This window comes from Olivibacter sp. SDN3 (assembly GCF_014334135.1).
Taxonomy (GTDB): domain Bacteria; phylum Bacteroidota; class Bacteroidia; order Sphingobacteriales; family Sphingobacteriaceae; genus Olivibacter.
This window is the reverse complement of sequence record NZ_CP060497.1, coordinates 4,218,438-4,230,783: the sequence shown is the minus strand read 5'-3', so window position 1 is coordinate 4,230,783 and position 12,346 is coordinate 4,218,438. Positions and strand designations below refer to the sequence as shown.

The following is a 12,346-nucleotide window of genomic DNA, read 5'->3' as shown; positions in this document are numbered from 1 at the left end:
TTCTTATACTTTGATCAATAACATAATTTGTTACAAAAGAAAACGACGGTTGAGAAAATAAGTTTTCAAGGGCGGCGACTCACCGTTCAAAATGACATCCAGTTAACTGTTCTATTGCAGCGAATCTTTCCCCCGTGTATCATCATCAGTTATAATCAGAACGTCTTGCTTTAACAAAGTTGGCGCAGTATCTTCTCCCAATAGCATTCCCCAAGGTTTGAGTTCAGGCACGCGATCGAACACTACCTTTATAATGGCGATGACGGGTATTGATAAAAACATACCTGTTATACCCCATAGCATCTCGCCTAAGACAAGACCTATCAATGCAATAAGTGTGTTAATTTGTACCTTTGACCCCACAATCTTTGGCATAATATAGTTTCCATCAATAGCATGGATGACGATGATTGCAATAATCACAAAAAGTACATGAGTAGCTGAGGATGTAGCAAAAGTTATCAATATAGTCAACAATAATGCTGTAAAAATACCTATATAAGGGATAATGTTAAATATTCCGGTAATAAGCCCGAGGAGAAAACTGTATTTGACACCTATAAAATAGAAAGCAGAACACGCCATAATCGTAACAATCACCATTTGCAAAAACAAACCAACAATATAGCGTTTAACAATATATTGTATATGATGGACGATATCATACACAATAGCGCTGTGTTTTTCTTTAAATGAATTAACTAAAAACTTAACAATAAGTCTTCTATGATAGAGTATGAAGAAGGTATACAAAAAGGAGAACAGTAATAGTAGAAATAAGGAAGAAAGGGAGATCAACGTTTTGCTCAAAATAGTTGTGCCGGTACTTAACGATTTGGATGCAGCCTCATTTATATAATCTATCTGTGCTTGGTTATTTACGTGAAAAGTTTGTGAAATCCATAATTGCAGATCGGAAGTCGATATCAACACCTGTTGCTTAAAAGCCGGCCAATCTTTTGCTAGAGACGATAATTGCGTACCTAGGACAGTAAAAACAGAAGCTATGATAATAAGTAAAGTGATCGATGACAACAAAGATGATAAAGCTCTTGATAACTTAAATTTACGCTCTAAAAAATTAGCTAGCGGAAGGAGCAATATTGCACATAGGAATCCAAAAATTAAAGGAGCCAGAATAGTATGTCCCAACACGGCCAAGTAGCCAATAAGTAAAATACTTAGCAGTACACAAGCTAGTTTTACGTAGAAAGGTAGAATTAATAATCTCATATTTTTGAAATTTATTGCTTGGTAATAAACAGGAGGTCTAAAAAGAACTACCTTCACAAACTTAGATAATGTTGCTATCAAAAGCAAAACACCCCTAGAAAACAAATATATACAAATAACAACTCATGAGAATTCATTATGCTGCACTCGTGTTTATCGGCGCCTGTAGTTTTGGCATCCTGTCGACATTTGTTAAAAAAGCTTATGCTGATGGTTTTACTTTGGGGCAAGTTACAGGAGTGCAGATGTTTTTTGGACTAGCTTTTCTATGGGGTCTTTATTATACTCCTTTTCGTCAATGGTTAAGAAACCATAATGATTCCGAGAGTGATCATAAAGATCGGCCTTGGAAAGTAATGCTCTCTGGCGTCTCTACTGGATTGGTCAGTATATTTTATTACAAATGTGTACAATTGATTCCCGCTTCGATTGCTATCATTTTATTGATGCAATATGTCTGGATCGGCTTAGTAATCGAGTTATTATTATTTAAACGTATTCCGACACTCCTCCAGATCCTATGCGTGTTATTGGTCTTCTTAGGAACCATTCTTGCAGCAGGCTTATTTTCCGAAAGACCAACAAGCATCAGCATATCAGGAGTATTATACGGTATACTCGCAGCTAGCTCTTATGCTACATTTCTAATTGTCAGTGACAGGATAGGAAAGGACTATCACCCGCTAAGGAAAAGTGCCCTTATGCTAACAGGCAGTACACTACTTGTTTTTATCATATTTCCACCAACATTTCTTATAAATGGACTATTATGGAAGGATCTTTGGTTTTGGGGGCTTATATTGTCGATCTTTGGTACAGTAATTCCGCCGTTATTTTTTGCCATAGGAATCCCTAAGATTGGGCTTCCATTTGCGGCTATACTCAGTACAGCCGAACTTCCTGTTGCAGTATTAATGTCACACTTCCTGCTTAACGAAAAAGTGATGCAGCTACAATGGCTTGGCATACTAATCATATTAATCGCCATATTAACTCCTAATATTCTTCAGATAGGTAAAGCAAAAAAACATCCCTACACATTACAAAAATAATTTAACGTTTTGAGCGATAGCCAAAACGAATTATCTTTATTGAAAAAAATGAAATGTAGAGCGACTTATGTTAAAAAAAACAAAAAAACTACCTTTTTATTTTTCTACTTTCCACTATCGGAGCAAGTCAGCAACGGGTAAATCACACCGAAGGTGATAAAATGAAATGGTTTAAGGAAACTAAATTAGGTATTTTTATCCATTGGGGTATATATTCCGTGAATGGCATTTCCGAATCATGGTCTTTTTTCAATAACTACATTAACTACCCAAATTATATGTCGCAACTGCAGGGGTTTTTTACGGCATTCGATTATCACCCGCAAACTTGGGTAAACCTCATTGAAGAAAGTGGTGCTAAATATGCCGTGATCACTGCGAAGCACCACGATGGCGTCGCACTATGGAATAGCAAGACTAATGATGCCATCACTACTTATACGCATAGTGCAGCAAAAAAAGATGTATTAACACCTCTCGTACACGCACTCAAAAACAGGCTTCTAAAAACGGGTATATATTTCTCGTTACCCGACTGGAGTTGTCCAAACTACGACGTCTTTACTAGAACTCGTAAAAGATACCATATCACTACTGAACCTGATCGCTGGAAGAGATACCAAGATTATTTTCAAGAACAGCTCAATGAGCTTTCTGAACAATTTAATCCTGATCTTTTATGGTTTGATGGCGATTGGGAACATACTTCAGAAGAATGGCAATCAGATCGCATTTTATCAAATCTTAAAAAGTATAACCCCAATATTATTGTAAACGCACGTTTAGCATCACATTGAGATTACGATACCCCAGAACAAGGAGTACCTGTTGTAAGGCCTGATCAGACTTATTGGGAACTATGCTATACCTTGAACGACTCTTGGGGTTACCAACCTTATGATAAGAAATATAAATCCACAAACATGATTATACGAACACTAGTGGATTGCATCAGTATGGGAGGGAACTTGCTTAGATATTGGGCCAAAAGCAGATGGTACGATTCCGAAAGAACAAGTTCAAGTTTTAAAAGGACTAGGCCGCTGGACAAAAAAATACTGAGAGGCCATATACCAGACCGTTGAAGGACTACCTGCAGGCCATTTTACTGGGAAAAGCACACTTTCTACAGACCAACGGACAATTTACCTTTATCTTGAGCAAAGAAATAATCATACGCTTACCATAAATGGATTAAAATCTACGATTCAACAAGTAGAAGTGCTAGGACATCAAATGCATATACCCTTCAGAAAGGAGGGAAGTACGGTAAAAATAACCATTCCTTCTAACGTCGAAGACACTGACGTGACAGTGGTAGCTATCCGCTTGGCAGAAGAATTGAGTCTAGAGAAAACACCAACAACAGCCATCACTTATGCAGCTCTTCAAGACACCTCGTTAAAGACTCAATATGCTGTTGAAGCTATTACTCAATCCATAAGTGAAGGAAATAATCCCTTTGATAAAAGTAATTTAAGCAGCGATGGTTTAAATTATAGTTTAACCGATAGTAATTTGACTCGCTGGGTTACCAAACATGCTGAGGCATTGTATAAAACAACTAAAGGTATGCCAAAGGGTCATTTTATAGGTTCTAGCGCATTATCAGCAGATAAACAAACACTTTATTTATTTGTAAAAGGCATTCCAACTGGCCCTATTGCTATCAAAGGGCTTAGAAATATTATAACAACGTGCGCGAATAGTAGGAGAAGGCACAATGTTAGAACCGGAAATATATAACAAACTTTATTGGAGCAAAATCCCTGGCATTGTCTATATCCCCATCCCCGAAGAACGGTTGGATAAAGATATGACGGTTATCGCATTATTGCTAGATAGTCCTTTAAAATTATATCGGGAAAATGTTGGGGCTATTGAAAGCAATTTATAACTAAATGAATAAATTAATATTAGGCTTTTTATGCTCACATCTCGTTCTTTATAGTATTGGACAAGAACATAATACATCTGCTAACTACACTAAGCCATCAGATTCTCTGGCACAAAAAAATCTATCAGAATGGGGTGATCTGAAATTTGGATTGTTTATGCATTGGGGTACTTATAGCCAATGGGGAATTGTCGAGAGCTGGAGTTTATGCCCTGAAGATGAAGATTGGACGCAAAGGAAGGATCCCCGTTCTGATAACTATTATGAATACGTAAAAGCTTATGAAAACCTACAAACACAATTCAATCCTGTTGAAAATTATTTGTTGAACATAGCTCCTGGACCCAATGGGGATTGGGATACCGACGCCTATAAAAGATTGGAAAATATTGGGGAGTGGATAAACGATTACGGGGAAGGTATATACAACACTCGTCCCGTATCGACATCTACAGTAAAAAATATCTATTTTACCCAAAACAAAGATGAGAACACGGTATATGCGTTTCTTTTGAATGAAGATCAGGACAAAAACTTACCGGCTAAGCTAGTTGTTCCATTAAAGGAAGGAGGGAAACTCCGCAATGTTAATATGGGAAGTAGTGGTTTAGCAGCCAATCGCGTTAAATGGAAAATTGTGGGTAAAAATATTGAAATAATAATACCTAAGAAAAAGAGGCTGCTAAAATCCAATGACTACGCGACTATGATAAAAATGAAATACATTTACTTATAAAGGGAAAGAGGGTTGTTTTTTTAATTTTAGGTCATTTTTTTCTTAGGTTTGTAAATAAATTTAAGGATATCATGACCTCAACTAATAATTACACAAACAAAGTCAATACGAGAAATCTTATTCTGATACTCATTATCATAACTGTAGCCTTATTGCGAATTTTCAATGTTGGAAAATTTGGTGATTGGGCTAACTTCACACCGGTAGGTGCAATAGCCTTATTTGCTGGAACGTATTTTAAAGATCGATGGGCGGCCTATTCAACTCCTCTGCTCGTTTTATTCTTATCAGACATTATCGTAAATTATGGTTATTTTGGCAAAGTAATATTGTTTTACGATGGCATTTTCTGGGTATATTTTGCGTTTGCACTCATGGTATTAATCGGAAGTTTTATTAAACGCGTCTCTGTGTTAAGTGTAATTGCAGCCGCTCTATCATCGGTTATTATTCATTGGTTACTAACTAATTTTGGTGTTTGGCTTGGAGGTAAACTTTATCCCAGAAATCTACAAGGACTAATAGATTGCTACATCTTAGCCATTCCATTTGAAAAGAATCTCTTGCTGGGTAGCTTAGCTTACGGAGGCATTTTATACGGCGGATTCGAATGGGCTAAACGTCATTTCCCGAACTTAAAGTGGTCTGGCGAGCTAAGTAGTTGAAAAAGTAAGTAGATTGGCCAGGGGTTATGCATATCGTTATATTTACAGGAGCAGGTATCTCTGCCGAAAGTGGACTAAAGACTTTTCGCGGCGATCATGGTTTATGGGAAGGATACCGTGTGGAAGATGTGGCCACACCTGAAGCATGGGCAAGAAATGCAGAACTTGTACAAGAGTTTTATAATATCCGAAGAAGAGCAATACTTGAAGCACAACCGAATGAAGCACACAAAGCAATTGCTCTACTTGAAGAAAAACATCAAGTAACCGTTATTACGCAGAATATAGATAATCTGCATGAGAGGGCAGGCTCAACCAATATCGTACATCTTCATGGGTTGATTACTAAATCTCAGTCCTCAATAGATCCTACACTTATCTATGACATCGATGGCTGGGAATTGAAAATTGGAGATCTGTGTGAAAAACAATCCCAACTCAGACCGCATGTAGTATGGTTCGGCGAAGCAGTGCCAATGATTAGTATCGCCATAGGTATATGCAAACAAGCGGATCTATTTATTATTGTTGGAACCTCGTTACAAGTATATCCTGCTGCAAGCTTAGTAAATTACGTCCCATCAACAACAAAAAAAATTCTAATTGACCCAGCCGCCGATCAATTGAATAAAAATTATGAGGAAATTATAAATGTCTCCGCAAAAGCGTGCATTGGCGTTCCTATGCTTGTAAAAGAATTACTATCTTCCTAGAGAGGATCATATCACTGGTCCGTTAAAATAACTACCTATTGCAAGACGAAGGAGGGAGGTTATCTCATTTACCAGATATTTACTGGATAAACAAACGAAATATAATTTTTAAACAAATATTAACATGCTGTAATTCAGATTTTTACATCAAATATATACAGTTAATATCTATCTAAAAAAACCATGGAAAATATAACAAAAGGAACAACGCAAAATAATATTTGGCACATGAATTCTATATACCACAAAACATTGATAAACTGAATATTATGTCATTTATATAATGTAAAAGTAAATATAAATAACCATCAATATTCATGCCGATCATAAGTTGCTTTAAAATCTGTACGCATGACTTTAAATCGCTCAATAACTGAATTTATAAATGGCTCGTCTATCAATTGGAAAAGGCCATTGACACCGTCGGTGATATCTAGTTCAGAAATTTTATAGCTCTGTTCTAGAGCGCCTTGCTCAAATTTAATAATGAATTTTTGATTCATAATGAAAATGCTGATTTTGCAATCTTTATGCGGAAGTTCTGCAATTGCCCTCATATATTGTAATTTTTTTAAAAGCGTTTCGACGACCGCTAAAATAGTAAATTTAAGAAAAGTAGATCGCTAATTATTGTAGTTCCGTAATACAGGGGTTAAGTCGGTAAAATGATTTATCCGAACGAAAAGATTTATTCTATTTAACATAATATAAATTATAAAAAATAAATATGTCTAAAGTTTATTCCATCGTACACACATATCGTTATGATTCTTTGCCTGTAAAAAATGGCTTTTACAAAACAGCCTCTCGAATGCGAATTAACTTCAGTAACAACTCCTCTAATAAATCTAAATGTAGCATGTTAGCTCCATCAGATTTTGCGTTGGCCGGATCTGGATGTGTTTCAATAAATAATCCATCGGCACCTACGGCAATAGCTGCTTTAGCTATCGTTTCAATCAACGCCGGTTTACCTCCAGTAACGCCACTTGTTTGATTAGGCTGTTGTAAAGAATGCGTGCAATCCATTACTACAGGCACGTTAAAACTTTTCATTACTGAGATTCCTCGAAAATCAACAATCAGATCCTGATAACCAAAAGAGTTTCCACGATCAGTAAGTATCACATTAGAATTACCACTTTCAATTACTTTATCGACGGCGAACTTCATAGAATCAGCAGACAGAAATTGCCCTTTTTTAACATTTACGGTTTTGCCTGTTTTACCAGCGGCCAATAGTAAATCCGTTTGTCTGCACAAAAATGCGGGAATCTGCAAAATATCTACATATGTTGCAGCCATCGTGGCTTCTTGGCTTTCGTGGATATCTGTCACTGTAGGAACACCAAAAGTATCTCGCACTTTAGCTAATACTTTAAGTGCTTTTTCGTCTCCAATTCCCGTAAAAGAATCTATTCTCGACCGATTGGCTTTTCGGTATGATCCTTTAAAAATAAAAGGGATATTCAACTTATCTGCAATCTTTACAATCCGTTCGGCGATACGTAATGCTATGTCTTCACTTTCAATGGCACACGGCCCTGCCATTAAGAAAAAATTGCGGGAATCAGCATGTTTAATTCCAGCTAATGAGCTTATAATCATTCATTTCAATTTAAAAAGTCTGCAAAACAACCAAACCACTTCAGCTTAATTCCCCAATTCTGACATAAATTTGATCCGCATCAATTGTATCTCTTCAAAAGTATAATCATCTGTTCCTAAGTCTTTTAGAGCAGAATCAATAGAATCAATCTCTGCAGAACGGAAGTAATCATATACTTCTTCTTGACGATCAAGATCAATCATTTCATCAATAAAATAATTCAGATTCAATTTTGTACCTGAATTAACTATAGATTCGACCTCTTTCAAAATATCTTCATAAGAAAGACCTTTTGCAGACGCAATGTCCTCCAAGCCAATTTTTCTATCAATATTTTGGATAATAGACACTTTTAATGCAGATTTATTCGCAGTACCTTTAATGATCAGATCTACCGGCCGATCAATGTCATTCTGCTCTACGTATGTTTTTATAAGATTAACAAATTGGCTACCGAATTTCATCGCTTTTCCAGCCCCCACTCCATGGATCTGTTTTAATTCATCGATTGTAATTGGATAGTGCGTACACATTTCCTCCAAAGATGGATCTTGAAAGATTACGAATGGTGGTAAACTTTTCGTTTTGGCAATCTTTTTTCTAAGATCTTTTAACATCTGAAGCAACTGAGTATCCAAAGCTCCATTGCCTTGAATTGGCGTTTCATCACCATTTTCATCAGCTTTTTCCATAGGCTTGTTCATATAGAACTTAAGGGAATAAGGATTTTCAATGAAATCAAGGCCGGCTTTAGTTAATTTTAACAAACCGTAATTATCGATATCCTTCAATAAAAAATTATCAAGAACAGCCTGACGTATGAGTGCTTTCCAATAAAGTACTCCCTCATCTTTCCCTGAGCCAAATAAAGTATGTGTGTCATGTTTATAGGATGCAACAGGCTGATTATTTTGACCAATAAGCACGTTTATTACATGAAAATCGTCAAATTTCTCTCCCTGTTCTTTTATAAAAGACAATATTTTATGCAATGACAATTCGGCATCAAACTGAATACGTTGACTATTACAATTATCACATTTATTATTGCATCCGGCTTCATTGAAGTTTTCACCAAAATAATGGAGAATTTGCTTTCGCCTGCAAACAGAAGATTCTGAATAATCGATAACTTCTTTCAAGATCTGCGTTCCGATTTCTCTTTCAGAAACCGGTTTGTCTTTCATGAATTTGGTTAGCTTTTCAATGTCTTTTTCAGAATAAAAAGCTATACACACCCCCTCTCCCCCGTCCCTACCCGCACGACCGGTTTCTTGGTAATATCCTTCCATACTCTTTGGTATGTCATGGTGAATGACGTAGCGAACGTCGGGTTTATCAATTCCCATTCCAAAAGCAATCGTAGCAACGATAACTTCTACATCTTCCATCAAAAATTTATCTTGTGTCTCTGCTCTAGTTTTTGCATCAAGACCTGCATGGTACGGCAAAGCTTTTATACCATTTATATTTAATACTTCAGCAATCTCCTCGACCTTTTTACGGCTTAGGCAATATATAATACCAGATTTAGAAGCATTGTTTTTTATAAATCGAACAATCTCTTTCACAACACTCCTCTTCGGGCGTACTTCATAATAGAGATTAGCCCGATTAAAAGAGGATTTGAATAGCGTTGCATCATTCATCTGCAAATTCTTCCGGATATCCGACTGTACTTTTGGAGTAGCTGTAGCTGTCAGTGCTATAATCGGAATTCCTTCTCCTATGCCATTAATTACCTGCCTTATCTTACGGTATTCAGGTCTAAAATCATGTCCCCATTCGGAAATACAATGTGCTTCATCCACAGCTACAAATGACACAGTAATTAATTTCAAGAATTCAATATTGTCAGCTTTTGATAAAGATTCAGGAGCAACGTAAAGCAACTTTGTTTTGCCCTCCAATACATCCTGCTTAACTTTGGTAATCTCGCTTTTATTAAGTGATGAATTTAAAAAATGCGCGATACTATCTGTTCCACCAAATGCTCTTAATTGATCTACTTGATTTTTCATTAATGCAATTAGCGGGGATATAACAACAGCAGTTCCTTCGCTCATCAATGCCGGCAGTTGATAACATATGGACTTTCCTCCACCCGTCGGCATTATCACAAATGTGTCTTTCTTTTGCAGAATATTGGTTATTATAGCTTCTTGATCGCCTTTGAATGTATCAAAACCAAAAAAGTTCTGCAGATTGTCAAATAATGTTTTTTCTATCTCCATTGTCCTTCCGAAAAATTAAAGAAAGGCTTATGTTTATTAATGCTCAAAATAACATAAATTTGCCTTAATTCTTACTAAAATTAATAAAAAATATTTGTGAAAACCAAATTCGATATTGAAAATATTGCCATTAACGCCTTAAAGCTTGAAGCAGAAGCTATAACTGATTTAACTAAAAAAATCAACGACGAATTTATCAATGCTGTCTTTGCCATTCTCGATATTAAAGGGCGAGTAATAATCACCGGAATAGGTAAAAGTGCTATAATAGCACAGAAAATTGTAGCCACCATGAATTCAACAGGAACACCAGCTATTTTCATGCACGCCGCTGACGCCATCCACGGAGACTTAGGAATGATCCAAAAGGATGATATCGTGATTGCTATCTCGAAAAGCGGTAATACCCCTGAAATCAAAGTATTGGTTCCATTATTAAAAAATTCTGGAGCAAAGATAATTGCAATGGTCGGAAATACAAAATCGTACTTAGCAGAACATGCAGATTTTATTTTGGACACTACCGTTTCCCGCGAAGCTTGCCCTTTAAATTTGGCTCCAACAACAAGCACGACAGCTCAGCTCGCGATGGGCGACGCTTTGGCCATCTGCCTACTCGAATGCCGATCTTTTACTGATAATGACTTCGCTAAATATCATCCAGGTGGGGCGTTGGGAAAACGTCTGTACCTCAAAGTCGAAGATTTAGCCAGTCAAAATCAGAAACCACAAGTAAGCCCCGATAGCAGTATAAAGGAGGTACTCATTGAAATTACTAAAAATAGACTAGGGGCTGTAGCCGTTGTAAACAATGGCAACATAGCGGGAGTAATAACCGATGGCGATATCCGCAGAATGTTAGAAAGCTATCAAAATATTGATCATTTGACAGCTGCTGATATTATGGGCAAAACGCCAAAACTCATCCATCATTCGGAACTAGCCGTACATGCATTGAATATGATGCGCAACAATAACATAACTCAGTTGTTAGTGATACGTGAGGGGGCTTATTTCGGGATCATACATCTACATGACCTATTAAAAGAAGGAATCATTTAGACGACTTCCGATTCCTTCTTTGGGGTAAGCAGCTCAAAATAGCATAAAAGGAAATGAATAACAATTATGTAGTTATAATGGCAGGAGGAATTGGCAGTAGATTTTGGCCTATAAGTCGTTCCGTCTACCCTAAACAATTCATTGACGTATTAGGTATCGGAAGAACGTTAATTCAAGCAACCTATGATCGATTCGTTAAGCTTGTTCCTAAAGAGCATATTTACGTTGTAACAAATGACCAGCATATTGAAACGGTACGAAAACAGCTACCGGGCATCGACTCCTCGAATATTTTGGGCGAACCAATCATGCGCAACACTGCTCCCTGTGTGGCCTACGCAAGTCATAAAATTTATCAGTTAAATAGTGAAGCAATTATTATAGTTACACCCGCAGATCATCTCATACTCGAAACACAAAAATTCAATGAAGCTATTCAGAAATCTTTAACGAAAGCCTGCGAAAATGATTGGTTGATTACCTTGGGCGTGTTACCAACGAGGCCTGACACTGGATATGGCTATATTCAATATATCGGTGAAAGAACAGATTTTAAGAAAGTCAAAACTTTTACTGAAAAGCCAAATATTGAACTTGCGGAAATATTTATTAAGAGTGGTGATTTTTTGTGGAATGCGGGTGTTTTTATTTGGTCTGCTCAAGCGATAATAAAAGCCTTTGAACGGTACCAGCCCGAAATGAATGATCTTTTCAAAGAGGGTGATGAAGAACTTTACAATACATCTTTAGAAAAAGCTTTTATAAACACTGCATATCTGCGTTGTATAAACATATCCATTGATTTTGCAGTAATGGAAAAAGCAAACAATGTATATGTATTACCTGTCGATTTTGGATGGTCTGATCTGGGCACCTGGGCTTCTGTTTATGAGCATACACCGAAAGACGCTTATCTTAATGCCATCCAAACAACCAATAAAGTGCTGTTAAAGAATTCGTCAAATTGCATCGTGAACGTACCAAACGAAAAATTAGTGGTCTTAAGTGGGCTCGACAATTACGTTATTATCGATTCAAATGATACACTACTCATATGTCCAAGAGATGAAGAGCAACAAGTGAAAAAAATTATATCTGAAGTTAAATCGAAGTATGGGAAAAAGTATATTTAAAAAAAACGGGAT

11 protein-coding genes and 1 pseudogene are annotated in these 12,346 nt (G+C 36.6%); 8 read left to right on the top strand and 4 right to left on the bottom strand.

Going from position 1 to position 12,346, the window contains the following annotated elements; all coding sequences use genetic code 11:
- Positions 1 to 111: 111 nt before the first annotated feature.
- Positions 112 to 1,233, bottom strand: a complete 1,122-nt coding sequence (locus H8S90_RS17615) for an AI-2E family transporter (protein WP_187339163.1) — start codon at positions 1,231 to 1,233, stop codon at positions 112 to 114.
- A 125-nt stretch (positions 1,234 to 1,358) separates the two neighbouring features.
- On the opposite strand from H8S90_RS17615, the gene H8S90_RS17610 reads away from it, so the two are divergent.
- The 6 genes and pseudogenes from H8S90_RS17610 (at position 1,359) to H8S90_RS17590 (ending at position 6,296) form a co-directional block, all read left to right on the top strand.
- On the top strand, positions 1,359 to 2,285 hold the full coding sequence (locus H8S90_RS17610; protein WP_187339162.1) for a DMT family transporter: 927 nt from the start codon (positions 1,359 to 1,361) through the stop codon (positions 2,283 to 2,285).
- A gap of 161 nt (positions 2,286 to 2,446) precedes the next feature.
- Positions 2,447 to 3,347, top strand: a pseudogene (locus H8S90_RS26250) (alpha-L-fucosidase).
- 159 nt (positions 3,348 to 3,506) lie between these two features.
- Positions 3,507 to 4,031 carry a hypothetical protein gene (locus tag H8S90_RS26245; protein WP_255501646.1) on the top strand — a complete coding sequence of 175 codons (525 nt, stop codon included), beginning with the start codon at positions 3,507 to 3,509 and terminating at the stop codon, positions 4,029 to 4,031.
- 155 nt (positions 4,032 to 4,186) lie between these two features.
- Positions 4,187 to 4,918: an alpha-L-fucosidase gene (locus H8S90_RS17600; protein WP_187339161.1), complete on the top strand. Its 732-nt coding sequence runs from the start codon at positions 4,187 to 4,189 to the stop codon at positions 4,916 to 4,918.
- Positions 4,919 to 4,989: 71 nt separating this feature from the next.
- On the top strand, positions 4,990 to 5,583 hold the full coding sequence (locus H8S90_RS17595; protein ID WP_187339160.1) for a DUF6580 family putative transport protein: 594 nt from the start codon (positions 4,990 to 4,992) through the stop codon (positions 5,581 to 5,583).
- 26 nt (positions 5,584 to 5,609) lie between these two features.
- The gene (locus H8S90_RS17590) at positions 5,610 to 6,296 is read left to right on the top strand and encodes an NAD-dependent deacylase (RefSeq protein WP_187339159.1); all 687 of its coding nucleotides are present in this window, start codon (positions 5,610 to 5,612) and stop codon (positions 6,294 to 6,296) included.
- Between the two features lie 308 nt (positions 6,297 to 6,604).
- Here H8S90_RS17590 and H8S90_RS17585 read toward each other — a convergent pair whose 3' ends face one another.
- The 3 genes from H8S90_RS17585 to recQ form a co-directional block, all read right to left on the bottom strand.
- The gene (locus H8S90_RS17585) at positions 6,605 to 6,853 is read right to left on the bottom strand and encodes a hypothetical protein (protein ID WP_187339158.1); all 249 of its coding nucleotides are present in this window, start codon (positions 6,851 to 6,853) and stop codon (positions 6,605 to 6,607) included.
- Positions 6,854 to 7,088: 235 nt separating this feature from the next.
- Entirely contained in the window at positions 7,089 to 7,904 is an 816-nt protein-coding gene (gene kdsA / locus H8S90_RS17580; RefSeq protein WP_187339157.1) for a 3-deoxy-8-phosphooctulonate synthase, read from the bottom strand.
- Positions 7,905 to 7,949: 45 nt separating this feature from the next.
- Positions 7,950 to 10,139 carry a DNA helicase RecQ gene (gene recQ / locus H8S90_RS17575; protein ID WP_187339156.1) on the bottom strand — a complete coding sequence of 730 codons (2,190 nt, stop codon included), beginning with the start codon at positions 10,137 to 10,139 and terminating at the stop codon, positions 7,950 to 7,952.
- A 96-nt stretch (positions 10,140 to 10,235) separates the two neighbouring features.
- Here recQ and H8S90_RS17570 point away from each other — a divergent pair, with 96 nt between their 5' ends.
- Both H8S90_RS17570 and H8S90_RS17565 read left to right on the top strand, forming a co-directional pair.
- Positions 10,236 to 11,201 (top strand): SIS domain-containing protein, encoded by a 966-nt coding sequence (locus H8S90_RS17570; RefSeq protein WP_187339155.1) that lies wholly within the window; start codon positions 10,236 to 10,238, stop codon positions 11,199 to 11,201.
- Between the two features lie 53 nt (positions 11,202 to 11,254).
- Entirely contained in the window at positions 11,255 to 12,334 is a 1,080-nt protein-coding gene (locus tag H8S90_RS17565; protein ID WP_187339154.1) for a mannose-1-phosphate guanylyltransferase, read from the top strand.
- Positions 12,335 to 12,346 lie beyond the last annotated feature (12 nt).

What these genes read in the sequence shown, in the direction of transcription:
- H8S90_RS17585 (WP_187339158.1), bottom strand. Translation starts at nt 6,853, where the DNA reads ATGAGGGCAATTGCAGAACTTCCGCATAAAGATTGCAAAATCAGCATT.
- recQ (WP_187339156.1), bottom strand. Translation starts at nt 10,139, where the DNA reads ATGGAGATAGAAAAAACATTATTTGACAATCTGCAGAACTTTTTTGGT.
- H8S90_RS17565 (WP_187339154.1), top strand. Translation starts at nt 11,255, where the DNA reads ATGAATAACAATTATGTAGTTATAATGGCAGGAGGAATTGGCAGTAGA.
- H8S90_RS17610 (WP_187339162.1), top strand. Translation starts at nt 1,359, where the DNA reads ATGAGAATTCATTATGCTGCACTCGTGTTTATCGGCGCCTGTAGTTTT.
- H8S90_RS17590 (WP_187339159.1), top strand. Translation starts at nt 5,610, where the DNA reads ATGCATATCGTTATATTTACAGGAGCAGGTATCTCTGCCGAAAGTGGA.
- H8S90_RS17615 (WP_187339163.1), bottom strand. Translation starts at nt 1,233, where the DNA reads ATGAGATTATTAATTCTACCTTTCTACGTAAAACTAGCTTGTGTACTG.
- kdsA (WP_187339157.1), bottom strand. Translation starts at nt 7,904, where the DNA reads ATGATTATAAGCTCATTAGCTGGAATTAAACATGCTGATTCCCGCAAT.
- H8S90_RS17595 (WP_187339160.1), top strand. Translation starts at nt 4,990, where the DNA reads ATGACCTCAACTAATAATTACACAAACAAAGTCAATACGAGAAATCTT.
- H8S90_RS17600 (WP_187339161.1), top strand. Translation starts at nt 4,187, where the DNA reads ATGAATAAATTAATATTAGGCTTTTTATGCTCACATCTCGTTCTTTAT.